Origin of the sequence: Streptomyces sp. NBC_00075, from assembly GCF_045041225.1 — a bacterium.
Classification (GTDB): Bacteria; Actinomycetota; Actinomycetes; order Streptomycetales; family Streptomycetaceae; genus Streptomyces; species Streptomyces adonidis.
Map to the genome: position 1 here is coordinate 11,314,082 of NZ_CP108243.1, position 23,131 is coordinate 11,337,212.

Here is a 23,131-nt window from a genome sequence, read left to right on the forward strand (position 1 = left end):
ACTGACCGAGCTCACCGATGAGTAGGAGTACGCGACCATGACAGGGCAGCCGTTCCCGGTCGAGGCCGGGCACATCATGATGTTCGCCCGCGCCATCGGCGACGAGAACCCGGCGTACGACGGCGAGTCCGCGCTCGCGCCGCCCACCTTCACCATGGCCGGTGCCCATCACGACCCCGACTACCACCTGCGGCCCAAGCCCGGTGAGGAGTGGTTCGGGTCCGGTGCGGGGCCCGGGGTGATGGCCGAGGGCGGCGGCGGGCTGCACGCCGAGCAGCACTTCGAGTACCACCGCCCGGTGCGCGCCGGCGAGACCCTGTACGCCCACTTCACCCTCGGACGCAGCTGGGAGAAGCAGGGGCGCAGCGGTCGGCTGCTCTTCAGCGAGCGCATCACCGAGTACCGGGACGCGGACGGCGAGCCGGTCGTCAGCGCCAAGACGGTCGCCGTCGTGCCCGAGGGCCCCGCCACCCGTAAGGAGGACGCCCGATGAGCCTGAGCCCGGACGACATCAAGGTCGGCGAGACCCGCACGAGCGTCCTCGTCGACGACCTCAAGCGCACCCGGATCGTGCAGTACGCGGGCGCTTCCGGAGACTTCAACCCGTTGCACACCGACGAGAGGTTCGCCGTCGACGCCGCCGGATACCCCGGGGTCTTCGCCCACGGCATGCTGACGATGGGCATGACCGGCCGGATTCTGACCGACTGGGTCGGCGCGGAGTCGCTGCTGCGCTTCGGTGTGCGGTTCAAGGCCCAGGTCTGGCCCGGCGACACCCTCACCGCCACGGCCACCGTCGAGTCGATCGAGGAGACGGCGTCCGGCCCGGTCGCGCACTTCTCCCTGCGCACCCTCAACCAGGACGGCGCCGAGGTGGTCACCGGCACCGCGGCGGCCCGCCTGGAGCGGTGAAGCCGATGGGCGGCGTGCAGGAGACCGGACAGGCGGCCACCTGGACCGCCATGGTGAGCCGCGCCTACGACCATGCCCGCCCCGCCGTCCGCTTCGGCGACCTGACCTGGACCGGACGCGAACTCCTCGACCGGGCCGCCGGCGCGGCCTACTGGCTGGACACCCTCGGCCTCGAACCGGGCACGCCCGTACCGGCGTTGGCCGCCACCTCCGCCGACGCGCTCGCCCTGGTGATCGGCGGCGCCGGTTCCGGACATCCGCTCGCACCGCTCGGCGTCCGCATGACCCCGTACGAACTCGCGGCGGTCGTCAAGGCCACCGACTCCCAAGTCCTCCTGGCACAGCCCGAGTTCGCCACCCTCGGCGGACAGGTGGCCGAACTGTCCGGCCGACGGGTCGCTGTTGTCCCCGAACTGCGCACCAGCGCACGGGAGTTGACGGGCACCCCCGACGAACTCGCAGCCGTCCTGCACACCTCCGGAACCACCGGCCTGCCCAAACCGGTCCCCATGACCCAACGACGTCTGGCCGCCCGCGCCCGCGTCAACGGACGGCTCTGTGGCCTCGGTCCCGACAGCTTCTACGGCGGCAGCGCGCCCTTCCATCACATCGCCGGCCTCGGCAACATCGCCGTCGCCCTCGCCGCCGGAGCCCTGATCACCGGCCTGCCCCGGTTCACCGTCGAGGGCTGGACCCTGCTGCGGGACCTGGGAACCACCCACACCAGCATGGTCCCGGCGATGCTGGAGACCCTGCTGGCGGCGGGCGAGGCACGGCACGGGACGCTGCGGACCCTCCAGTACGGCGGCGCGCCCGTCCGCCCCGGCACCCTGCGCCGGACCTACGAGGCGATGCCCGGTGTCCGCATGCTCAACATGTTCGGGCAGACCGAGGGCTCGCCGATCAGCGTGCTCACACCCGAGGACCACCGGGAGGCGGTCGCCGGACGCACCGAGCTGCTGCGGTCGGTGGGCCGGCCCGCTCCCGGCGTCGAGGTCAGGGTCCACGGCGCGGGCTCGGACGGCATCGGTGAGATCCACGGCCGCGCCGACCATTTCTTCCGCATCGACGCCGAAGGCTGGCTGCACAGCGGCGACCTGGGGCGCGTGGCCGAGGACGGTTACCTCTATCTCTACGGCCGGGGCACCGACATGATCATCCGGGGCGGTGAGAACGTCCACCCCCTGGAGGTCGAGACGCTCCTCGCGGCCCACCCCGGCGTGGCGGACGTGGCGGTCACCGGCGTGCCCGACGAGCGGCTCGGGCAGACCGTCGTCGCTTTCGTCGTGCCGGCCGACCCCGACGACCCGCCCCGGCCGGAGTCCCTCCGGCACTACACCCGCGCCCGGCTGTCCGGGTTCAAGGTCCCCGTCCGCTGGTGGTTCGTGGACGATCTGCCGCGCAACGCCAACGGCAAGGTCGTACGCCGTCGGCTGCGCGAGCCGTCCGAAGGAGGAACAAGTGCCTGATCACACCGGCGAGTTGGACCCGCGGCGACTCGACACGCTCCTGCGCCGGATCCGCCGGGAGGTCGAACACGGCCCCCTGCCGTCCGCGCAGGTCGCCGTCGCCCGGGGCGGCCGGCTGCTGGCCTTCGAGACCTACGGTGACGCGAGCCCCGACACCCGGTACGTGTTGCAGTCCGTCGGACGGTCGATCGTCGCGGGCGTCGTGTGGAAGCTGATCGGTGAGGGGCTCCTGGCCGTGGACGAGCAAGTCGCCGCGATCATCCCGGAGTTCGCACCGAACGAGAAGGAGACGGTGACTGTCGAGCAGGTGCTCACCCACACCGCGGGCTTCCCCTTCGCGCCCCTCGGGTATCCGAAGATGCTGGACCGCGAACAGCGCCTGGCCGCCTTCGGCCGCTGGCGGCTGGACTACCCGCCGGGCACCCGTTTCCAGTACCACCTCACCTCGGCCGCGTGGCTGATCGCCGAGATCGTCGAGCGGCGCACGGGGCTGACCTTGGCCGACTATCTGCACGAGAAGGTCGCCGGGCCGCTCGGCCTGTCGTCGATCGAACTCGGGGTGCCGGTCGACCGCCAGCCCGGCACCGTCGCCCCGATGCTCGTCACCGACCGCACGAGCGACGACCAGGAGGCCGACCCCTGGGGCCCCTGGTACCTGTCCGACCCGTGCGTGCTCGCGGCCGGCGAGCCCAGCCACGCCCTGGTCGCCACCGCTGCCGATGTCGCGCTGTACTTCCAGGCGCTGGAGCACTCGGGGCTGTGGAAGCCGGGCGCGGTCGCGGAGGGCACCCGGATCCGATTCACGGAGCACCCGTACGGCGAACAGATCTACGGCGGTGGCGGCAACCGCCGTACCAGCATGGGCCTGTTCGTCACCGTGGCCGGCCCCGACGCGGGCAGCAACCTGCCGTCCACCGGATCGCCCGCGCTCTTCGGCAGCGCCGGAGCCGCCTACCAACTCGGCTTCATGGACCCGGAGTCGGGCCTGTCCTTCGCCTGCCTGAGCAACGGCTACCCGCTCGCCGGCTACGACCACTCCCCGCGCGGGACCGCCCTGTTGTCGGACATCGCGAACCTCGCGGCGGACCTGACGGACTGAGCTTCTCCCCGGGTGTTCCTGAACTACCGCGGGTTCAGTGCTCGGTCTGGAGCGCTTCACGGGCGGCCTGTTGAAAGGACGCCAGGGGGATCTGCTTGGCACTGGCAGTCGCCGCGAATCGAGAGCGATGGTCGTCCACGTGCGGCTCGCCGTCTCTGATCGCCGCGCGTATCCATTTGACGCCGATCATTTCCCACTCTCGCATGGCCCGGTGCAAGTCGGCCGCAGTCACGGCCGCCGCCGCCGGGCCCACCACGGCCACCGCGGACGAAGCCGTACTGAACCGGGCCCAGGCATCGTGCGTCTCCGACAGGGCCGCCTGCCATTCGGCCGGCGTGGCGGCCCGCGCGGACAGTTGGTCGGCGGCCTTCCACAACGCCGCGTTCAGTTGACGCGTAGCCGCCAAGAAGGCGGTGTACGCATCGCGCCTCATCTCATCGCGCCAACGCTCACGCTCGGCACGCCGTTGCTCACGATGGTGCCGGGACTGTGCCATCACCGAGAGCCAACCGCCGCCAAGTCCCCCCACCGCCCCGACTGCCGCGCCGATGACGGCTGCCACGCTCCCATCCACAGCCACGATTAGATCGTGGGGCGGCCTGGCGTGCCAGAGCGCCCAGGTGGGAAATGGCCGAGCCCGGTACCGATACCGGTACCGGGCTGTTCGACCGGACTGCGACGCTCAGCGGCTGATCAGCTGCTGAGCGTTGTTGTACATGATGTCGTCCTGGACGGACTCGTCCAGCTCCGAGATCAGTTTGCGGAAGTCGGCCGGGTTGGCCAGGCCTTCCGCGTGCGGGAAGTCTGAGCCCATCACGATGGACTCGTGGTAGCCGAGGCGCTTGACCAGGGCCACGGTGTCGTCCTCCGGGTAGGGCACCACGCGGATGTGCTTGCGGAAGACCTGGCTGGGCCGCTCGTCCAACTGCCCGCCGATCCAGGGGCCGTTGCGGCCCATGCCCCGGCTCTTGTCCATGTGGCGCACGAAGTGCGGCACCCACTCGGCGCCGAACTCGGACACCAGGACGTTGATGTCGGGGAACCGGCCGAAGAGGTTGTCGAAGATCAGCGCGGACAGCGTCTCCTCGATGGGACGCTGGCCGTAGGTGTTCTGCCACTGCCAGGCCGACATCCGGAAGTGGATCGGGTGAGGGTCGAAGCCCCAGGAGGGCGCCACCTGCGAGTTGTAGTAGAACTCGCTGATGTGGTAGCAGACGCTCGCCTTGGCCTCGTTGACCAGTTTCCAGAACGGGTCGAAGTACGGGTCGCCCGGTGAACGGCCGTACACCGGCCCCGTGGGCAGCAGGATGAAGCGGGCGCCCTGCTCCAGGACGTACTCCAACTCCTTGACGGCGCTGGGCAGATCGCGGAGCGAGAGCAGCGCGGGGGCGTAGATGCGGTCTTGGTGGTTGAAGCCCCACACCTCGTTCATGTAGCGGTTGAACGAGTGGTAGTTGGCGTAGAGCGGCTCGACGCCCTTCACGTACTCCTCGGCGACCAGGGCCCAGCCGCCCGGATACATGATCGTCTGGTCCAGGCCCTGCTCGTCCATGACCCGCAGCCGGGCCTCGCGGTTCTGGTACGACTCGTGCATCGGCTCGAACTGGTAGGTCTCCTCCGGATTGCCCGAGGCCATCGCCTTGAGCATCTCCTTCAGCGAGCCGGGACGGTAGACCTGCCCGAACTCCGGCTCCAGGCATACGACGATCCGGTCACCGGCGAGGATCACCTCTCGCCCGTCCGGCAGCGTCACCGGTGCGACCGCCGCACCGAGGAACTCCTTCGGAAGGTAGCGGGTGAAGGAGTCCCGCTCCTCGTACATGTGCTGGTCGCAGTCGAAGATGCGCTTGCGCTGTTCGGCCATGGCCGTCGCCTCCGGACCCCAGGATCTATTCAGTACGCCTCCTATAATTATCTAACTGTTTCCAGGAGGCAAGGGGGAGTCCGGAATGATGCCGCGGACGTGATCCGGGGCCGGGTCAGTCGATGAGTTCGAGGACCGTCTTGGGTCCGGCGGCGTTGACCACGTCGTCGGCGCTGGAGATGTGCCGCTGCCAGAGCTTCTCGGCCTCGTCCGCCTTGCCGGACTCGATCAGACCGACCAGCCGCACATGCGCCCGGTGCCCCTTGAGGGCCTGGGTCTTCTGGGCCTCGGCGTCGGTGGCGGCGGCCGTGTACGAGGCGTTGGCCCGGTCGATGATGTTGCGGAGCATGCCGCACAGCAGGATCAGGGTCTGGTTGCCGGTGAGTTCGACCAGCAGGGCGTGGAAGGCGTCCTGCGCCTCGACCAGGGAGAGCGGGTCGTCGAGCGCGGCCTTCTCGTTCGCCACCGCGTCACGCAGCCGCTTGATGTCCTCCGGCGTGTGCTTGACGGCCAGCTGGCGGGCGCAGGGCGGCTCGATGAGGGCCGCCGCGCGGTAGATGTCGCCCAGGGTGGCGCCGCGGTACTCCAGGATCAGACCGGCGTAGCGGGCGGCGACGTCCGAGTCCGGCGCGCTCACGCGGGCGCCGCCGTGGGCGCCGCGCCGCACAGTGATCAGGGACTCCGACTCCAACACACGGAACGCCTCGCGCAGGGTCGGCCGCGAGATGCCGAACTGCTCCATCAGGCCCGACTCCGGCGGCAGCGCGTCGCCGGGGTTCAGCTCGCCCCGGACGATCTGGCGGCGCAGGTGCGCGGCGACCAGTTCGGCGGTCTTCGGGACCCGCACCTGACGTCCGACGCGGGTACGGGCCGGGGCGGGCACGGCCGCCGTTTCTGCTGCGCGGGCTGCCTCGGCCACGATGGGCGCTCCTTGTTCGGGATGCAGGGTTCGGGATATAGCAAAATGAATCGTCTTAGTGCATCGAGGGTACCAGGTCAAGGGTCGGGTGGATCTTCCCGTGACCGGACTCGGCGAGACTTCTGGTATACAGGTGATTCGTCTACCTATTAAGCTGGTTGGAGAGACCTCGATGACCGAGAATCCGACCCCGGTGATCCTCACCGAACTCACCGCCGACGGGGTCATGCTCCTCACCCTGAACCGGCCCGAGCGGCACAACGCCTGGACGCTGGAGATGGAGCTGCTCTACAACGAGCTGTTCGACCGGGCGGAGCAGGATCCAGGGGTACGGGCCGTGGTGCTCACCGGCGCCGGGCGCGGTTTCTGTCCGGGGATGGACATGAGCGTGCTCGACGGAGCGTCGTCCGGTGCCCGCCCGTGGCCGACGGACCAGCTGCCGCCGCGCACCCGTCCCATGTCCTTCCCCAAGCCCGTCGTCGCGGCGATCAACGGCGCCTGCGCGGGCATCGGGTTCAACCAGGCGCTGATGTGCGACGTCCGCTTCGCCGTGCCGCAGGCCAAGTTCGCCGCCGCCTTCAGTGCGCGCGGCCTGGTGGCCGAGGACGGCGTGTCCTGGATCCTGCCCCGGCTGGTCGGCTACGGCAACGCCGCCGATCTGCTGCTCTCCTCGCGCCGGATCACCGGCACGGAGGCCCTGGCGATGGGCCTGGTCAACTATCTGGCCGAGCCGGATGACCTGCTCCCGGCGGCGCTCGCGTACGCGACCGAACTGGCCCGCACGGCCAGCCCGTACGCGATGTCCCTCATCAAGCGACAGCTCGTCGACGACCAGGCCAGGACCTTCACCGAGAGCCGCGACCGGGCGGCCGCCCTCCTGGCCACGGCGAAGCGCGCCCTGGACTACCGCGAGGGCGTACGCAGCTTCATCGAGCGCCGGCAGCCGGAGTTCGCGGGGCTGGTGGAGGCCGTGCCGGAACCGGGCGAGGACGGGGCAGAGTCGGCGGAGACTTCGGAGCCGGCGGAGACCTCGGCATGACCCGCGCCGAGCTCCCGCTGCACCGCCGTACCGTCGCCGTCACCGCCTACGCGGAGGATGGCGGGGATGAGATCTCGGTCGAGGCGGAGCTGCGCGACGAGCGGCCGTGGGCCGAGCCGTCGGCCGCCGTCGTGCACCGGATGGTGCTGGCCGTGCGTGTCCGCCTCGCGGACATGGTGATCGTGGCCGCCGAAGCGGACATGCGGAGCTTTCCGCACGCCGAGTGCCCGCGCATCACGACGGTGTTCGACGGTCTCGTCGGGCTCGGCATCGCCGCCGGGTACAACCGGGCGATCCAGGAGCGGTTCCGGGGTGTCTCCGGGTGCACCCACCTGTACGAACTCGCTCGCGTGCTCGGCCCCGCGGTCGTCCAGGCGTCCCTGTCCGCCTACGTACGGCGCCGTGACGTCGGTGACCCCTCCGTCGGTCCGAGTCCCACCGCCGGTGTGCTCGACAGCTGCCACATCTGGGCGCCCGACGGGGTGGGTCTGCGCAAGCTCGACGCGGGCTGGCGCCCGGGGAACGGGCCGCGTCCGGTCCCGCCGGTCGAGACCTTCGAGCGTCAGCGGCCCAGGTAGGCCAGCTCGGGGAAGTGCCCCTGGTACGCGTCCAGCAGGCGTTTGGCGACGGCGTACGAGTCGATCAGGGGATGGATCGTCAGGGCCTTGACGGCGTGTGCGCGATCGCTGGTGGTGGCCGCCCGGATCACCGCGCGCTCGACGGCCTTGACCGAGCACACCAGACCCGTGCCGTGCTCGGGCAGCGCGGCTCCGGCGACGGGGCGGGCGCCGTTGCCGTCCACATGGCAGGGGACCTCGATGACCGCGTCGTCGTCGAGGACGGGGATCCGGCCGCGGTTGCGGACGTTGAGGATGAGCGACGCCCGCTCGTCCCGGGCGATGGCCCGCATGAGGGCGAGGGCCACCTGCTCGTAGCCGCCGGACTCCAGGTCGCAGGAGTCGCGGTCGCCCATGCCGACGGCGTCGCGGTTCTCCGCCATGTAGGTGACCTCGCGCTCCAGGCGGGTGGCGTCCCAGGCGTTCCAGGCCGTGCGGGGCGTCGGTCGGGAGGCGTCGGCGGTGCCCAGTTCGTCGTAGAAACGCTGCTGCTGGGAGTGGAGGAAGGCGCCCCGGGTCTGCTCGGCGGCTCCGGCCGAGCGCACCGACTCGCGGCTGAAGTAGTAGTAGTGCAGATACTCGTTGGGCAGCGCGCCGAGCGTGCGCAGCAGGTCGGCGCCGAAGAGTTTGCCCTCCTCGAAAGAGGTCAGCGCGGCCTCGTCCTCGAACAGTGACGGCAGCAGGTCCCGGCCGTCGGCGTACAGGCCGCGCAGCCAGCCCAGGTGGTTCAGACCCACGTAGTCCAGGCTGACGCGCGCCGGATCGACGCCGAGCGCCCCGGCCACGCGGCGGCCCAGGCCCACCGGGGAGTCGCAGATCCCGATCACCCGGTCACCCAGGTGTGCGGTCATCGCCTCGGTGACCAGCCCCGCGGGATTGGTGAAGTTGATGACCCAGGCATCGGGCGCCAGCGCGGCGATACGGCGGGCGATCGCGACCGCCACCGGAACCGTGCGCAGCCCGAAGGAGATACCGCCCGCGCCGACGGTCTCCTGGCCCAGGACGCCTTCCGCCAGGGCGATGCGCTCGTCCGCCGCCCGGCCCGCGAGCCCGCCGACGCGGATCGCGGAGAACACGAAGTCCGCCCCGGTGATCGCCTCGTCGAGGTCGGTGGTGGCGGTGACCGTCGGCGGGTCGGGGTGGCCGGCCGCCTGGTCGGCGAGGACCCTGCGGATCGTCGAGAGCCGGGAGGCGTCCAGGTCGTACAGGGTCACGTCGGTGACGCGCCCCTCGCCGCGGTCGCCGAGCAGCGCCCGGTAGACCAGCGGGACGCGGAAGCCCCCGCCGCCCAGGATCGTGAGTCTCATACTTCGACCACCTCAACTCCCGCCTCACGCAGCCGATTGCAGGTCTTCTCGTCGCCCGGCCCGTTGGTCACCACGACGTCGAGTTCCTCCGGACCGCACACCCGGGCCATCCCGGTGCCGGGGAACTTTCCGGCGTCCGCGACCAGGACGACCTGGGCGCTGGCGGCGATCATCGCCCGTTTGACGGGCACTTCGACGGCGGTCGTGTCCAGCACCTGTCCGTCGGGGCGGACTCCGCTGGTGCCGAGGAACAGCCGGTCGGCGTGCACTTGGCGCAGGTTGTCCTCGGTGAGGAAACCGACCAGGGAGCGGTAGTCGCGCCGCACCACACCGCCCAGCAGGATCAGCTGGACGTCCTTGTCGTCCTGGAGTTCCTCGTAGACGGCCAGGTTGCTGGTGATCACGGTCAGGGACCGACCGTGCAGCTGGCGGGCCACCCGGTGCGCGGTGGTGCCAATGTCGAGCAGCACGGTCTCGCCGTCCCTGACGAGGTTTGCGCACCAGGCCGCCAGGGCGTCCTTCGCCTCGACCCGGATGCCGGCCACGTCGGCGAACGGATCGTCCTCGCCCACGACGGGGGCGGCACCGCCGTAGACCCTCTTGAGGAGGCCCTCGTCCTCCAGTTGTGCGAGGTCGCGCCGGATCGTGGCCTCACTCGCCCCGACCTTCTCGGCCAGGGCGACCACCGACGTGGGCCCGTCCGTGCGCAGGGCGCGCAGGATCAGCTGATGTCTTCGGTCAGGGAGCATGCGGCAGACCATACTCGCGAACGCTCCAAACTCAAGCAAAGTCGCGCATGAATGTCTCGATATCTGCTTGACCCTTGTCAAACCCGCGCACCGGGTGCACTCTCTTGCGTAATTCGGAGCCAGGTCCGGACCCCACTCCGGTCGGCCGAAGCGGATGAACGGCATATTCCGCCGTCACGGACGCCTCGGCACCGTCTGAGAGGACCAGGACACACACCCCGGGTGGCTGAAGGGTTGCCCACCCACGCCGATGCTCTTCAGCCACCCGGCCCTCCCGCCGCGTCCCCACGCCACGGCACCAGACCCACACGTCCTGTCGGACATGCCGGACATCCGAACCCGCCGAAATCTAGGAGAAGACCGTGGACCTTTCCCGCAGACGATTCCTCCAAGCCGCCGTACTGACGGCCGCCGCGGCCGGCGCCACCGCCGCGTGCGGTGGCGGCTCAGGATCGAGCGGCAGCAAGGACAGCAAGGACCTGGCCCTCTGGTACTGGTCGGGGGGCCTGAGCGACAAGGTCGTCGCGGACGCCAAGACGCACTTCTCCGACATCACCCTCAAGACGTCCGTGGTCGGCGGCGACTTCAAGACCAAGCTGCTCACCGGTCTGCGCTCGGCGCAGGCCGCCCCGGACATCACCGGCATCAAGGGCGAGGACATCGCCTCCTTCCTGCCGAACGCCGACCGGTTCATCGACCTGAAGACCGTCGGCGCGGACAAGCTGGTCCCGGACTACCTGGCGTGGAAGCTCAAGCAGGCCACCACCCAGGACGGCAAGCTCATCGGCTTCCCGATCGACATCGGCCCCTGCGCCACCTTCTACCGAGAGGATCTCTTCGCGCAGGCCGGACTGCCCACCGACCCCGCCAAGGTCTCCGCCCAACTGGCCACCTGGGACGACTACTTCGCGGCCGGCGTCGAGCTGCACAAGGCCGTCCCCAAGACCTTCCTGATCAACAACATCGGCTCGGTCTTCTCGATGATGGTCGGCCAGGGCACCCAGCGGTTCATCGACGAGGACAACAAGTTCATCGGCGACCAGGACCACATCCGCACCGCCTGGACCACCGCCGTGAAGCCCTACACGCTCGGCATCGACGCCAAGATCAACGACAACACCTGGAACGCGGCCATCAGCAACGGCGCCCTGGGCACCGAGATCGGCGCCGCCTGGCACGCGCTGGACATCAGCAACGCGGCTCCGGGCACCAAGGGCAAGTGGCGGGTGGCGAGCCTGCCCGGCGGGCCGTCCAACCTCGGCGGGTCCTTCCTGGCGATCCCGGCGACCAGCGGCAACCCCGAGGAAGCCTTCAAGATCATCAGCTGGATCCTCAGCCCGGAGAACCAGGCCCGCGGCTTCACCGACGCGGCCCTGTTCCCGACCGCCCCGGCCGCGTACAAACTGCCTGCCCTGACCGGCGGCGACGCCTTCTTCGGCGGCCAGAAGACCATCGAGATCTTCGGTCCGGCGGCCGAGAAGATCCCCTCCGCCTACGAGGCGCCGGCCGACGCCGCGGTCTCCGCGCCCTTCTACAGCGAGCTGACCAGCATCGAGGCCAAGGGCAAGGACCCCGACGAGGCATGGAAGGACGCGGTCAGCCAGGCCAAGCAGATCGCCGAGCGTCAGGGAGTGAAGTGACATGTCGTCAACCCCGGTAGCCGGCCCGGCACCCACCGGACCGACCTCCGGATCCGACAGCGGCCCCACCGGGCAGCCGTCCCCGGACCGTTCACGCGGTCCGGGGCGGCGCGCCCCACGGATCCGTCCGGTGTCGGCCGGGGCCCCGCGCGGGCCCCGTCGGCGGGTCGCCAGGCACTGGCCGCAGTACGTGGCCATCTCGCCGTACTACCTGATCTTCTCCGTCTTCATGCTCTTCCCGGTGCTCTACACCGTGTATCTGGCGTTCCAGAAGTGGGACGGCATCGGGGACATGCAGTTCGTCGGGTTCCAGCAGTTCCGCTTCCTGTGGGACGACCCGATCTTCTGGATGTCCGTCCGCAACACCCTGGTCATCTGGGTGCTGTCGACCGTCCCGATGCTCTTCCTGGCGCTGGTGCTCGCGGTGCTGGTGAACTCCACCAAGCGCTTCACGGCCTTCTACCGGGTCGCCCTGTTCATCCCCAGCATCACCTCGCTGGTGGCCATCGCGATCTTCTTCGGCGCGGTCTTCAGCAACAACTTCGGCCTGATCAACGCCATCCTCAAGTCGGTGCACGTCTCGGCCGTGCCCTGGATGAGCAACGAGTGGACGATCAAGCTGGTGATCGCCGCGCTGATGACCTGGCAGTGGACCGGCTACAACGCGATCATCTATCTGGCCGGCCTCCAGGCGATTCCCTCGGAGCTGTACGAGGCCGCCCGGATGGACGGGGCCGGCCCGGTGCGGATCTTCTTCTCCATCACCATCCCGCTGCTGCGGCCCATCATCCTGTTCACCGTGGTGGTCTCCACCGTCACCGGACTCCAGAGCTTCACCGAACCACAGGTGCTCTTCGGCAGCGAGGCGGCCACCAACCCCAACTCCGGCGGACCGGGCCAGGCCGGTCTGACCACGTTGCTGTACTTCTACCACCAGGCCTTCGACAACAACGACTTCGGCTACGCCGCCGCCATCGTCTGGGCCTTCTTCCTGCTGATCCTGCTCATCGTCCTCGTCAACTGGCGTCTGGTGCAGCGAAAGGAGCGACGGCCGTGAACGGCATGAACCGCAAGCGCGTCCGGGGTCTGAGCGTCCACGTGATCCTGATGCTCGGCGTGGTCATCTCGGTGTTCCCGTTCTACTGGATCGTCGTCATGGCGACGAACACCTCGCAGGACATCTACAGCTACCCGCCGAAGCTGTGGTTCGGCGGCAACCTCCTGACCAACATCCAGCACCTGTTCGACCGGATGGACTTCTTCGGAGCACTGTCCAACACGATGATCGTCGCGGTCTGTACGACGGTCCTGGTGCTGTTCTTCGACTCGCTGGCCGCGTTCGCCTTCGCCAAGTACGACTTCCCCGGCAAGAAGTTCTTCTTCGGCCTGCTGCTGTCGATGTACCTGCTGCCGACCCAGCTGGCGATCATCCCCCAGTACGAGATCATGGTGCAGCTGGGCTGGCTGGGCACCCTCAAGGCGCTGATCGTGCCGGCCGCCGCCAACGCGTTCGGCATCTTCTGGATGCGCCAGTACACCACCACCAGCGTCCCCGACGAACTGCTGGACGCCGCCCGGATGGAGGGCGCCGGATTCTTCCGCCTGTACTGGCACGTCGTACTGCCCTGCGTCCGCCCGGCCCTGGCGTTCCTCGGCATCTACACTTTCATCGCCGCCTGGAACGACTACATCCTGCCGTTGGTGATGCTGGTCAACCCGGACAAGCTCACCCTCCAGGTGGCGCTGGCCCAGTTGTACGCCGGTCACTCCACCGACTACAGCATGGTGATGGCCGGGGTGCTGCTGTCGGTGATCCCGCTGGTGCTGGTGTTCACGTTCTTCGCGCGGGGGTTCATCGCCGATGCCACCAAGGGGGCCCTGCGCTGACGCGGCCGGCGTGTTTTGCAGCAGGTGATCAGGCTCTGGGCTCGCGCGGCAGCCCCAGCACCTTCTCCGCGAGGATGTTCCGCTGCACCTGGGAGGTCCCCGCGTAGATCGTGCCCGAGCGGGCGATGAGGTACGTCGTCGACCAGGACGCCGAGGAGTTCGCGGCGCCCGGGTCGTCGGCGCGGTAGGTCCGCAGGGGCTGACGGCCGACCGGAACCTGGCCGTGCAGGCCCATGATGTCCATCGCCAGGTCGGTGACCTCGGTGTGGTACTCGCTCCAGTACAGCTTGGCGATCGACGACTCGGGGCCGGGATCGGCGCCCTTGAGCCAGCCGGTGAGGATCCGGTAGCCGAGGTAGCGCATGATCTCGACCTTGGACCAGCACCAGGCGATGCGCTGCCGGACGACGGGGTCCTGGTCCTTGCCGTACAGCCGGGCCAGCTCGACGAGCCGTTCGACCTCCGCCTTGAAGAGGAGGGGGTTCGTCGCCGCCTCCTCGCCGCGCTCCACGCCCAGCAGGCTCTGCGCGACGGTCCAGCCGTTGTCGACGCCGCCGACGACCAGGTCGGCGCGGGTGCGGGCGCCGTTGAAGAAGACCTCGTTGAAATGCAGCTGTCCGCTCATCATGCGGAACGGCCGCACCTCGATCCCGGGCTGGTCGAGCGGGACGAGGAGGAAGGAGATGCCCCGGTGCCGGGACGCGTCCTGGTCGGTGCGGGCCAGGACGAAGATCCAGTCGCTGTGGTGGGCGCCGGACGTCCACACCTTCTGACCGTCGATCACCCACTCGTCGCCGTCCCGCACGGCGCGTGTCCTCAGCGATGCCAGGTCGGAACCCGCGTCCGGCTCCGAGTACCCCTGGCACCAGGTGTCCTCGCCGCCGAGGATGCGGGGGAGGAAGCGCGCTTTCTGCTGCTCCGTGCCCCACCGCAGCAGCGTGTTGGCCAGCATCTTCACGCCGAAGGTGTCCTGCGGCAGCCCGAACGGCACCCCGGCCAGGGCCAGCTCCTCCATCAGGACGACCTGGTGGAGCTTGGAGAGGCCGCGTCCGCCGTACTCCTCGGGCCAGGTGAGGGAGAGGTAGCGGCGCTCGGCGAGCAGCCGGCGCCAGTCCCGGGCGAAGGCCCAGGCCTCCTCCTCGTCCAGGGCGCCGATGCCCTTCCAGCCCGGCGGCAGTGTCTCGGCGAGGAACGCCCTGACCTCGGTGCGGAACGCCTCGGTCTCCGGGGGATAGCTGATGTCCACCTGGCTTCTCTCCTCGTCCGGCCCCGCTCGCACAGCTGATCGCTGTATTGATTGTTTCAGCATAATAGGTTATCTATTTAAGAGAAATGGCGAGGGATGACGTCGAGCCAGGGGCGGGCTGACATGGGACTGCTGGACGGCAGGCACGTGGTGATCACCGGCGGTGCACAGGGCATCGGCTTCACGATCGCCGAAGTCCTCGGCGGCGAGGGCGCGTCGGTCGTCCTCGGCGACATCAACGAGGACGCCGCAGCGGAGGCCGCCGAACGCCTCGCCAAGAACGGCGTTCCCGCCACCTCGCTGCGCTGCGACGTCACCGACGAGGACGAGGTCGCCGCCCTGGTCGCCCACTGCGCCGACACCTTCGGACCGGTCGGCGTCATGGTCAACAACGCCGGGATCACCCGGGACGCGACCCTGCGCAAGATGGCCGTCACCGACTTCCGTGCCGTCGTCGACGTCCACCTCACCGGCGCCTGGAACGGCACCCGCTTCGCCGCCGAGGCCATGCGCGCGCACGGACAGGGCGGCAGCATCGTCAACATCTCCTCCATCGCCGGCAAGGTCGGCAACTTCGGCCAGACGAACTACAGCGCCGCCAAGGCCGGCCTCGTCGGCCTCACCAAGGCCTCCGCCAAGGAGCTGGCGAAGGCGGGCATCCGTGTCAACGCCGTACAGCCCGGCCTGATCCGCACCGCCATGACCGAGGCGATGCCCCCGGCCGCCTGGGACGCCAAGCTCGCGGAGATCCCCCTGGGCCGCGCGGGCGAACCCGCCGAGGTCGCCCAGGTCGTCCTGTTCCTCGCCTCCGACCTGGCCGGCTATGTCACCGGAGCCGTGGTCGAGGTCACCGGCGGCCGGTACATGTGACCACTCACGAAAGGCATGCCTGATGCCCGCCCTTCTGCGTGACGCGGTGATCTGCGAACCCGTGCGTACACCTGTCGGTGGCTACGGAGGCGTCTTCCGCGATGTGACGGCGACCGAGCTGGCCGCCACGGTCGTACGCGCCGTCCTCGACCGCACCGGTATTCCGCCCGCCGCCGTCGACGACATCCTCCTGGGCCAGTGCTATCCCAACGGCGAGGCCCCCGCCATCGGCCGCGTGGCCGCCCTGGACGCCGGACTGCCCGTGGAGGTGCCCGGTCTCCAGATCGACCGCCGCTGCGGCTCCGGACTCCAGGCGATCATCACCGCGGCGATGCAGGTGCAGACCGGCTCGAGCGACCTCGTCCTGGCCGGGGGAGTGGAGTCCATGAGCCAGGCCGAGTTCTACACGACCGACGTCCGCTGGGGAGTACGAGGCGCGGGAACCACGCTCCACGACCGGCTGGCGCGCGGCCGGGTCACGTCCGGGGGCGTCAACCACCCGGTCCCCGGGGGCATGTTGGAGACCGCCGAGAACCTGCGCCGCGAGTACGCCATCCCCCGCGAGGAACAGGACCGGCTCGCCCTGCGCTCGCACGAGAAGGCCCTCGCGGCCCAGCGGGAGGGCCGGTTCGCCCACGAGATCGTGCCGGTCACGGTACGGACGCGGAAGGGCGAGACCGTCGTCGACACCGACGAACACCCGCGCCCCGACTCCTCGTTGGAGAAGCTGGCCAAGCTACGACCCGTCCTCGGCCGCCAGGACCCGGACGCGACCGTCACGGCGGGCAACGCCAGCGGGCAGAACGACGGCGCCGCGCTCTGCATCGTCACCCACCCCGAGCGCGCCGCCGAACTCGGCCTGCGCCCACTCGCCCGCCTGGTCTCCTGGGCCGTCGTCGGCGTACCGCCCGAGACGATGGGCATCGGCCCGGTGCCCGCCACCGCCCGGGCCCTGGAACGGGCCGGGCTGAAGCTCGCCGACATCGACCTGATCGAACTCAACGAGGCCTTCGCCGCCCAGGTCCTGGCCTGCACCCGCGAATGGGGCCTGACCGGGACCGACTTCGAGCGGTTCAACGTCAACGGCTCCGGCATCTCGCTGGGCCACCCCGTGGGCGCCACCGGCGGCCGCATCCTCGCCACGCTGCTGCGTGAACTCGACCGCCGCCAGGCCCGATACGGCCTGGAGACCATGTGCCTCGGCGGCGGCCAGGGCCTCGCCGCGGTCTTCGAACGGCCCCGCAACGACGCTCCAGGAGGACGCTGACATGGCCGGACTGATCGCCTACGGCGCCTATGTGCCGTACCACCGCCTCGCCCGCGCGGACGTGGCCGCCGTCCTCGGCACCGGAGCGGGCAAGGGCACCCGCGCGGTCGCGGGCTACGACGAGGACACCACCTCCCTGGCCGTCGAGGCGTCCCGTGTCGCCCTGGCCCGCGACGGGCTGCGCGCCCGCATCGGCCAGCTCTTCCTCGCCACCGCCGCGCCCGCCTACCTCGACAAGACGAACGCGACCGCCGTTCACGCGGCGCTCGGCCTCGACGAGCACGTCCTCGCCGCAGACATGGCCGGCTCGGTCCGCTCCGGCCTCGGCGCGCTGGTCACCGCCGCCCGCTCCCCGGTCCCCACCCTGGCGGTGCTGTCCGACCTGCGTACGGGACTGCCCGGCGGCGCGGACGAGGCAGCGGGCGGCGACGGGGCGGCGGCGTTCATGTTCGGCGGGCACCGCAACGGCGCCCCCGTCATCGCGGAACTGCTCGCCCACGACACGGTCAGTGACGAACTCCTCGACCGCTGGCGCCTGCCCGGAGCACCCACCTCCCGTGTCTGGGAGGAGCGCTTCGCCGAGGAGATCTACACCTCCCTGGCCGACAAGGCGCTCACCGCCGCCCTCGACCACGCGGCCCTCGACATCGGCGCGATCGACCACTTCGTCGTCGCGGGCCTGCACGCGCGCGCGTGCGCGGCGGTACGACGGACAGCGGGCGTACGGCCCGAGGCGGCGACCCCGGACCTCGCCGCGGCGATCGGCAACGCCGGTACCGCCCAGCCAGGGCTGCTCCTCGCCGACGTCCTCGACCGCGCCCGCCCCGGCGAGGTCATCGCCCTCGTCGTCCTCGGCGACGGCGCCGGAGTCCTCCTCCTGCGCACCACCGACGCGCTCCCGGCCCACCGCAGCCCTCGCCCGGTCGCCGCCCAGGTCGCGGTGGGCAGCGCCCCGATCCCGTACGCCACCTACCTCACCTGGCGCGGCCTCCTCGACCGCGAACCACCCCGCCGCCCGGACCCCGAACCGCCCTACGCACCGCCCGCCCACCGCCGTACCGCCTGGAAGTACGGCTTCGTGGCCTCCCGGTGCGAGAAGTGCGGCACCCGGCATCTGCCGCCGGACCGGGTGTGCGTCTCCTGCCGGAGCGTCGACGCCATGACCGACGAGCCGATGGAGCACGTACGCGGCACGGTCGCCACGTTCACCGTGGACCGGCTGGCCGCCACCCCGAGCCCGCCGATGCTCGTCGTGGTCGTCGACTACGACGGCGGCGGCCGGTTCCGCTGCCAGCTCACCGACGCCACCGAGGCCGACGCTGTCATCGGCGCCCGGGTGGAGATGACGTTCCGGCGCACGGTCACGGCGTCCGGTGTCCACAACTACTTCTGGAAGGCCCGGCCGGTGCGGATCGACGACATCCACGACGAGGAGACAGGCCGATGAGCTCGCACGGAATCCGGGACCGCGTCGCGATCGTCGGCATGGGCTGCACGCCCTTCGGCGAGCACTGGACCCGCTCGGCGGACGACCTGCTGATCGACGCCGTCGGCGAGGCGGTCACCTCGGCCGGTGTCACCCTCGACGACATCGACGCGTTCTGGTTCGGCACTCAGGCCTCCGGCGTGTCCGGACTGACCCTGAGCCGGGCCCTCCGTCTGCCCAACAAGCCGGTCACGCGTGTCGAGAACATGTGCGCGACCGGCTCCGAGGCCCTGCGCAACGCCTGTTACGCCGTCGCCTCCGGTGCGTACGACATGGCCATGGCGGTCGGCGTGGAGAAACTCAAGGACTCGGGCATGTCCGGGCTGTCCGGGACCGCCATCCCGGGCGCGGGCGACGACAGCCGGGGCGAGATCACAGCCCCCGCCAACTTCTCCCTCCTCGCTCCCGCCTACGCCGCCAAGTACGGCCTGGACGACGACGAGATGAAGGACGTCATCACCCGCATCGCCTGGAAGAACCACGTCAACGGTGCCCGCAATCCCCGCGCCCAGTTCCGCAAAGAGGTTTCGCCAGAGCGCATCCGGTCGGCCCCGATCGTCGCGGGCATGCTCGGCGTGTTCGACTGCTCCGGCGTCTCGGACGGCTCGGCGGCGGCGATCGTCGTACGCGCCGAGGACGCCTACAAGTACACCGACAAACCGATCTTCGTGAAGGCGCTGTCCTTCGTCGCGGGCCCGGCGGACGGTCTCCTCGACCCGTCCTACGACTTCACCACCTTCCCCGAGGTCGTCGCCTCCGCCCAGGAGGCCTACCGCCAGGCCGGCATCACCGACCCGCGCGCCGAACTCGCCCTCGCCGAGGTCCACGACTGCTTCACACCAACGGAGTTGGTGCTGATGGAGGACCTGGGCTTCTCCGAGCGCGGCCAGGCGTGGAAGGACGTGACCAGCGGGGCGTTCGACCTGGACGGCTCGCTGCCGGTCAACCCGGACGGCGGCCTGAAGGCCTTCGGCCACCCCATCGGCGCCTCCGGCCTGCGCATGATGTTCGAGGCCTGGCTCCAACTGCGCGGCGAGGCCCCGCCCGAGCGGACGGTCGCGTCCGTGGCGGAGGGCCGCTCGCTCGCCCTCACGCACAACCTCGGCGGCGGACCCGGCGAATGCGTCTCGTTCGTATCGGTCGTCGGTAGTCAACTCACCGACTAGGAAAGGCGGTTCGGGACATGGGACGACTCGAAGGGAAAATCGCCGTCGTCACGGGAGCCGCGTCCGGCATCGGCGCCGCCACCGCACGACGCCTGGCCGCCGAGGGCGCGCACACGGTCGTCGCCGACCTGAACCTCGACGGCGCCAAGACGGTGACGGAGGAGATCCGCGCCGCCGGCGGTTCCGCGACCGCGGTCCCCGTCGACCTCGGTGACGTGGAGAGCGTACGGGCCATGGTGGCCACGGCCGTCGAGACGTACGGCGGCCTCGACGTCCTGCACAACAATGCGGCAGCCACCCACCTGGCCGCCCGCCTGGACCTCGCCGTCGTCGACGCCGACCCCACCGTCTGGGACGACACGATGCGCATCAACCTGCGCGGGACGATGGTCGCCGTCCAGGCCGCCGTCCCGCACATGATCGCCCGGGGCGGCGGCTCGATCATCAACACCTCGTCCGGCGCCGGCCTCGCGGGCGATCTGCGCAACCCGGCGTACGGCGCCTCCAAGGCCGCCCTCATCAACCTCACGCAGTACGTCGCCACCCAGTACGGCAAACAGGGCGTGCGCTGCAACGCCATCGCGCCCGGCTTCATCGTCACGCCCTCCAGCTCCGGCTCGGCGCACGGGGCCATCAGGGAGGCGATGCTGCGCCACCACCTCACCCCGCGCCTGGGGCGCCCGGAGGACGTCGCCTCGGCGGTCGTCTTCCTCGCCTCCGACGAGTCCGCCTTCATCACCGGCCACACCCTGCGCGTGGACGGCGGACTGCTGTCCCACCAGCCGTACGTCGCGGACCTGCGCGACGCCTGACGCTCTTGTCATCGACGGTCGGAGGCGCTCCCCGTACGTGGGGAGCGCCTCCGATCCGTTTCAGGCCAGCGTCTCCGGCTCCAGGTCGCCCAGGTAGGCCGCCCGCACCGCCGGATCTCGGCGCACCTCCTCCGGCGTACCGGCGCAGATCCGGCGGCCGAAGTCCAGGACGACGACCTGGTCGCAGACGCTCATCACCATGTCGACGTCGTGCTCGACGAGCAGCACCCCCATGCCCCAGTCCTCGGCGAGCCGCCGCACCAGGTGGGCCAGCTCCCGTGTCTCGTCGTCCGACAGCCCCGCCGCCGGTTCGTCGAGCAGCAGCACGGACGGCGACGCGGCCACCGCGCGGGCGATGGCCAGCAGCCGCCGCTCCCCGTACGACAGATCGCCCACCGGCCGGTCCAGACTGTCCTGGAGTCCGAACTCCCGTACGGCGACCAGCACATGGGCGGGAAGAGGGCGGCTGCCGGGGCGGACCAGGTCCATGAGGTACGTCCAGCGGCCGGGCCGGTCGCAGGCCGCGTACAGGTTGTCCAGGACGGTCATGTCCTCGAACAGCTCCAGCGACTGGAAGGACCGGCTGAGCCCGGCGGCGGCCCGTCGGTGCACCGGCAGCCTGGTCGCGTCCCGGTCGCCGAGGCGCACACTGCCGGACGCGGCCCGGGTGAAGCCGGTGACGGCGTCGATCGCGGAGGTCTTGCCGGCGCCGTTGGGCCCGATGAGACCGACGACCCGGCCCGGCTCGACGTCCAGCGAGAGCCCGTCGACGGCGACGACACCGCCGTAGCGCACGGTCAGGTCTCGTACGTGGAGGGGGAGTGGTGTCGCGCGGGGGACCGCTTCCGCCGCCGTCTCCTCCTCGTGCACGGTCTCCGGCACGAGCGCGGCGCGCTTGGCGGACAGCCTGCGTCGCACGCCCGCCGCCTGCCTGCCGATGTCCTTGCCGATGCCGTCCTGGTTGCCCACCAGCGTCAGTACCAGGATGATCCCGCCGATCAGCGGCATCCACTCGCTCAGCCCGGGCAGCACCAGATCCCCGAACCGGGCGCCCACCGTGCCGGCCGCGAAGGTCGCGCCGAACAACGGGCCCACGAGGAAGCCGACTCCGCCGATGACCGCGAGCCCGAGCGCGGTGATGGACTCGAAGCTGGCGAAGTCCGAGAAGACGACGGACGTCGAGCGGAACCCGGTGAGGACCCCGGCGAGCGCGGCGATGGCGGCGGAGAGACCGAAGGCGTAGAGCTTGGCGGCGCGGACGTCGATGCCGAGGGCGGCCGCGGCCCGCTCGTTCGCCCGTACGGCGATCAGCCGGCGGCCGGTTCGGCTGCGCCGCACGTTGGCGACCACGAGGGTCGCGGCGACGAACATCACGAGTACGACACCGGCGTACCGCTGCGGATGGTCGACGCCGGAGATGCTGATGCCGAAGAGGGTCTGCTTGCCCACGGCGATGCCGTCGCTCCCCGGGGTCGTCGAGAGGTCGGTGTTCTGGAAGACCATCGCCTCCAGCGTGGTGCCGAGCCCGAGCGTGATGATCGCGAGGTTGACGCCACGGGTGCGGACCGCCGGGAGCGCGAAGAGGAGGCCGATCGGGACCGTGCCCAACACACCTGCCAGCAGGGCGAGTTCGAACGGCCAGCCCCAGTCGGCCGCCGCGTGCCCGGCGATGAAGGCGCCGGTCCCGGCGAGCGCGTAGGCGGCCAGGGAGACCTGTCCCGCGTACCCGGTGACCACGACGATCGACAGGATGATCAGCGACATCACCAGGGTGGTGGTGATCGCGTCGGCCCACAGCGGAGTCGCCAGGCTCACCAGCAGCAGTCCCACCGCGACGGCGACAGCCAGCGGCACGGGCCGCACCCGGCCGGAGCCCAGGGCCGGCAGCCGGTCCAGGAACGTGCCGCGCAGCGGCAGCGCCCGGCCGCGTGCGACCAGCACCAGCGCGATGAACAGGAACGGCACGGACGAGGCGAGCCCGGTGACGTCGGAGCCGAAGCGGGTCAGCTCGGACTGGACGACGCCGATGACCAGACCGCCCGCCAGGGTGACGGGGAACGACGAGAACCTGCCGACCAGGGCGGCGGCCAGCGCGCTCAGCAGCAGGGTCGTCAGGCCGGTCACCGACAGACCGATGACCGGCACGATCAGGATGCCCGTCAGGCCCGCGAGCGCCGAGCCCAACGCCCAGTTGCCGGTGGCGATGAGGTCGGGGGACCAGCCTAGCGAGGCGGCGGCGCCCTCGTTCTCCGCGACCGCGGTGGTGCCCAGGCCGAACAGGGTGCGCTTGTAGAGGAGATGGAGGAGCGCGGTCACGACGACGGCGATGGCGAGCAGCCACACGCGGTCCTCGGTCACCGTCGCCCCGGCGATCGTCAGCAGCCGGGTCGGCAGCTTGCCCGGCACCAGCTGGAGGCTGTCGCCGTAGCGTTTCACGGCGATCGCGGTGAGCACGATGAACACTGCGAGGGTGCCGACCAGCCGGGCCAGCGAGGACGCCCGGCGCAGCGGGCGCAGCACCAGCAGATGCGTGAGCACGCCCAGCAGCGCGGAGGCGAGCACCCCGCACGCGACGGCCGGCCAGTACGGCACACCGTGCTGTACGGACAGCTCCCACTGGACATAGGCGCCGGCCATCCCGATCGCGCCGTGCGCGAAGTTCAGGACGCCGGAGCCCCGGTAGACCAGCACGATGCCGTGCGCGGTGAGCGTGTAGAGCGCGCCCAGACCCAGGCCGAGCAGCGCGAACCTGAGGATGTCGTCCATCGGGGAACCTCCCAGG

Annotated in this window: 21 protein-coding genes; 14 read left to right on the forward strand and 7 right to left on the reverse strand. The window is 70.5% G+C overall.

Annotated elements, in window-relative coordinates:
* The first annotated feature begins 37 nt into the window (after positions 1 to 37).
* From OG787_RS49790 to OG787_RS49805, 4 genes are read left to right on the forward strand one after another with little or no spacing between them, the layout of a single operon-like run.
* Positions 38 to 493 (forward strand): MaoC family dehydratase N-terminal domain-containing protein, encoded by a 456-nt coding sequence (locus OG787_RS49790; protein WP_405540080.1) that lies wholly within the window; start codon positions 38 to 40, stop codon positions 491 to 493.
* On the forward strand, positions 490 to 912 hold the full coding sequence (locus OG787_RS49795; protein WP_369031441.1) for a MaoC family dehydratase: 423 nt from the start codon (positions 490 to 492) through the stop codon (positions 910 to 912). Before OG787_RS49790 ends, OG787_RS49795 begins: the two co-directional genes overlap by 4 nt.
* 5 nt (positions 913 to 917) lie before the next feature.
* Positions 918 to 2,381 carry a class I adenylate-forming enzyme family protein gene (locus OG787_RS49800; RefSeq protein ID WP_405540081.1) on the forward strand — a complete coding sequence of 488 codons (1,464 nt, stop codon included), beginning with the start codon at positions 918 to 920 and terminating at the stop codon, positions 2,379 to 2,381.
* Positions 2,374 to 3,480, forward strand: a complete 1,107-nt coding sequence (locus OG787_RS49805; RefSeq protein WP_405540082.1) for a serine hydrolase domain-containing protein — start codon at positions 2,374 to 2,376, stop codon at positions 3,478 to 3,480. Before OG787_RS49800 ends, OG787_RS49805 begins: the two co-directional genes overlap by 8 nt.
* A 34-nt stretch (positions 3,481 to 3,514) precedes the next feature.
* Here the strand turns inward: OG787_RS49805 and OG787_RS49810 are convergent, their stop codons facing one another.
* From OG787_RS49810 to OG787_RS49820, 3 genes are all read right to left on the reverse strand, one after another.
* Positions 3,515 to 4,042, reverse strand: a complete 528-nt coding sequence (locus OG787_RS49810) for a hypothetical protein (RefSeq protein ID WP_369031444.1) — start codon at positions 4,040 to 4,042, stop codon at positions 3,515 to 3,517.
* A gap of 120 nt (positions 4,043 to 4,162) precedes the next feature.
* A complete protein-coding gene (locus OG787_RS49815) occupies positions 4,163 to 5,344 on the reverse strand; it encodes an amidohydrolase family protein (RefSeq protein WP_369031445.1) in 1,182 nt (393 codons plus the stop codon).
* 115 nt (positions 5,345 to 5,459) lie between these two features.
* Entirely contained in the window at positions 5,460 to 6,263 is an 804-nt protein-coding gene (locus OG787_RS49820) for a FadR/GntR family transcriptional regulator (protein ID WP_369031446.1), read from the reverse strand.
* Positions 6,264 to 6,435: 172 nt separating this feature from the next.
* Between OG787_RS49820 and OG787_RS49825 the strand changes: the two genes are divergently transcribed.
* Positions 6,436 to 7,302, forward strand: a complete 867-nt coding sequence (locus tag OG787_RS49825; RefSeq protein WP_405540084.1) for an enoyl-CoA hydratase-related protein — start codon at positions 6,436 to 6,438, stop codon at positions 7,300 to 7,302.
* Positions 7,299 to 7,880: a DUF2889 domain-containing protein gene (locus OG787_RS49830; protein WP_405540086.1), complete on the forward strand. Its 582-nt coding sequence runs from the start codon at positions 7,299 to 7,301 to the stop codon at positions 7,878 to 7,880. Before OG787_RS49825 ends, OG787_RS49830 begins: the two co-directional genes overlap by 4 nt.
* Here OG787_RS49830 and OG787_RS49835 read toward each other — a convergent pair.
* Together OG787_RS49835 and OG787_RS49840 are read right to left on the reverse strand one after the other, a co-directional pair.
* Positions 7,865 to 9,226: a 6-phospho-beta-glucosidase gene (locus tag OG787_RS49835; protein WP_405540088.1), complete on the reverse strand. Its 1,362-nt coding sequence runs from the start codon at positions 9,224 to 9,226 to the stop codon at positions 7,865 to 7,867. The genes OG787_RS49830 and OG787_RS49835 overlap by 16 nt on opposite strands.
* Positions 9,223 to 9,975: a DeoR/GlpR family DNA-binding transcription regulator gene (locus tag OG787_RS49840; protein ID WP_405540089.1), complete on the reverse strand. Its 753-nt coding sequence runs from the start codon at positions 9,973 to 9,975 to the stop codon at positions 9,223 to 9,225. Before OG787_RS49840 ends, OG787_RS49835 begins: the two co-directional genes overlap by 4 nt.
* Positions 9,976 to 10,337: 362 nt before the next feature.
* Here OG787_RS49840 and OG787_RS49845 point away from each other — a divergent pair, with 362 nt between their 5' ends.
* From OG787_RS49845 to OG787_RS49855, 3 genes are read left to right on the forward strand one after another with little or no spacing between them, the layout of a single operon-like run.
* Entirely contained in the window at positions 10,338 to 11,615 is a 1,278-nt protein-coding gene (locus OG787_RS49845; protein ID WP_405540090.1) for an extracellular solute-binding protein, read from the forward strand.
* 1 nt (position 11,616) lies between these two features.
* Positions 11,617 to 12,672, forward strand: coding sequence for an ABC transporter permease subunit (locus tag OG787_RS49850; protein WP_405540092.1), 1,056 nt, complete (start codon positions 11,617 to 11,619; stop codon positions 12,670 to 12,672).
* 5 nt (positions 12,673 to 12,677) lie between these two features.
* Entirely contained in the window at positions 12,678 to 13,502 is an 825-nt protein-coding gene (locus OG787_RS49855; RefSeq protein ID WP_369031554.1) for a carbohydrate ABC transporter permease, read from the forward strand.
* A 28-nt stretch (positions 13,503 to 13,530) separates the two neighbouring features.
* Here OG787_RS49855 and OG787_RS49860 read toward each other — a convergent pair whose 3' ends face one another.
* Positions 13,531 to 14,748, reverse strand: coding sequence for an acyl-CoA dehydrogenase family protein (locus OG787_RS49860; protein ID WP_405540093.1), 1,218 nt, complete (start codon positions 14,746 to 14,748; stop codon positions 13,531 to 13,533).
* Between the two features lie 123 nt (positions 14,749 to 14,871).
* On the opposite strand from OG787_RS49860, the gene fabG reads away from it, so the two are divergent.
* Genes fabG through OG787_RS49885 form a run of 5 tightly spaced genes read left to right on the forward strand, consistent with a single transcriptional unit; the run spans position 14,872 to position 20,349 of the window.
* The gene (gene fabG, locus OG787_RS49865) at positions 14,872 to 15,618 is read left to right on the forward strand and encodes a 3-oxoacyl-ACP reductase FabG (RefSeq protein ID WP_405540094.1); all 747 of its coding nucleotides are present in this window, start codon (positions 14,872 to 14,874) and stop codon (positions 15,616 to 15,618) included.
* Positions 15,619 to 15,640: 22 nt separating this feature from the next.
* The gene (locus OG787_RS49870; RefSeq protein WP_369031455.1) at positions 15,641 to 16,885 is read left to right on the forward strand and encodes an acetyl-CoA C-acetyltransferase; all 1,245 of its coding nucleotides are present in this window, start codon (positions 15,641 to 15,643) and stop codon (positions 16,883 to 16,885) included.
* Between the two features lies 1 nt (position 16,886).
* Positions 16,887 to 18,332, forward strand: coding sequence for an OB-fold domain-containing protein (locus tag OG787_RS49875; RefSeq protein WP_405540096.1), 1,446 nt, complete (start codon positions 16,887 to 16,889; stop codon positions 18,330 to 18,332).
* Positions 18,329 to 19,537 (forward strand): acetyl-CoA acetyltransferase, encoded by a 1,209-nt coding sequence (locus OG787_RS49880; protein WP_369031457.1) that lies wholly within the window; start codon positions 18,329 to 18,331, stop codon positions 19,535 to 19,537. Before OG787_RS49875 ends, OG787_RS49880 begins: the two co-directional genes overlap by 4 nt.
* 17 nt (positions 19,538 to 19,554) lie before the next feature.
* On the forward strand, positions 19,555 to 20,349 hold the full coding sequence (locus OG787_RS49885; RefSeq protein WP_405540097.1) for an SDR family NAD(P)-dependent oxidoreductase: 795 nt from the start codon (positions 19,555 to 19,557) through the stop codon (positions 20,347 to 20,349).
* A gap of 60 nt (positions 20,350 to 20,409) precedes the next feature.
* Here the strand turns inward: OG787_RS49885 and OG787_RS49890 are convergent, their stop codons facing one another.
* Positions 20,410 to 23,115: an ABC transporter permease subunit gene (locus OG787_RS49890; protein ID WP_369031459.1), complete on the reverse strand. Its 2,706-nt coding sequence runs from the start codon at positions 23,113 to 23,115 to the stop codon at positions 20,410 to 20,412.
* Between the last annotated feature and the right edge of the window lie 16 nt (positions 23,116 to 23,131).

What these genes read in the sequence shown, in the direction of transcription:
- OG787_RS49890 (WP_369031459.1), bottom strand. Translation starts at nt 23,115, where the DNA reads ATGGACGACATCCTCAGGTTCGCGCTGCTCGGCCTGGGTCTGGGCGCG.
- OG787_RS49880 (WP_369031457.1), top strand. Translation starts at nt 18,329, where the DNA reads ATGAGCTCGCACGGAATCCGGGACCGCGTCGCGATCGTCGGCATGGGC.
- OG787_RS49790 (WP_405540080.1), top strand. Translation starts at nt 38, where the DNA reads ATGACAGGGCAGCCGTTCCCGGTCGAGGCCGGGCACATCATGATGTTC.
- OG787_RS49795 (WP_369031441.1), top strand. Translation starts at nt 490, where the DNA reads ATGAGCCTGAGCCCGGACGACATCAAGGTCGGCGAGACCCGCACGAGC.
- OG787_RS49835 (WP_405540088.1), bottom strand. Translation starts at nt 9,226, where the DNA reads ATGAGACTCACGATCCTGGGCGGCGGGGGCTTCCGCGTCCCGCTGGTC.
- OG787_RS49855 (WP_369031554.1), top strand. Translation starts at nt 12,678, where the DNA reads ATGAACCGCAAGCGCGTCCGGGGTCTGAGCGTCCACGTGATCCTGATG.
- OG787_RS49875 (WP_405540096.1), top strand. Translation starts at nt 16,887, where the DNA reads ATGGCCGGACTGATCGCCTACGGCGCCTATGTGCCGTACCACCGCCTC.
- OG787_RS49885 (WP_405540097.1), top strand. Translation starts at nt 19,555, where the DNA reads ATGGGACGACTCGAAGGGAAAATCGCCGTCGTCACGGGAGCCGCGTCC.
- OG787_RS49850 (WP_405540092.1), top strand. Translation starts at nt 11,617, where the DNA reads ATGTCGTCAACCCCGGTAGCCGGCCCGGCACCCACCGGACCGACCTCC.
- OG787_RS49815 (WP_369031445.1), bottom strand. Translation starts at nt 5,344, where the DNA reads ATGGCCGAACAGCGCAAGCGCATCTTCGACTGCGACCAGCACATGTAC.
- OG787_RS49800 (WP_405540081.1), top strand. Translation starts at nt 918, where the DNA reads ATGGGCGGCGTGCAGGAGACCGGACAGGCGGCCACCTGGACCGCCATG.
- OG787_RS49825 (WP_405540084.1), top strand. Translation starts at nt 6,436, where the DNA reads ATGACCGAGAATCCGACCCCGGTGATCCTCACCGAACTCACCGCCGAC.
- fabG (WP_405540094.1), top strand. Translation starts at nt 14,872, where the DNA reads ATGGGACTGCTGGACGGCAGGCACGTGGTGATCACCGGCGGTGCACAG.
- OG787_RS49840 (WP_405540089.1), bottom strand. Translation starts at nt 9,975, where the DNA reads ATGCTCCCTGACCGAAGACATCAGCTGATCCTGCGCGCCCTGCGCACG.
- OG787_RS49870 (WP_369031455.1), top strand. Translation starts at nt 15,641, where the DNA reads ATGCCCGCCCTTCTGCGTGACGCGGTGATCTGCGAACCCGTGCGTACA.
- OG787_RS49830 (WP_405540086.1), top strand. Translation starts at nt 7,299, where the DNA reads ATGACCCGCGCCGAGCTCCCGCTGCACCGCCGTACCGTCGCCGTCACC.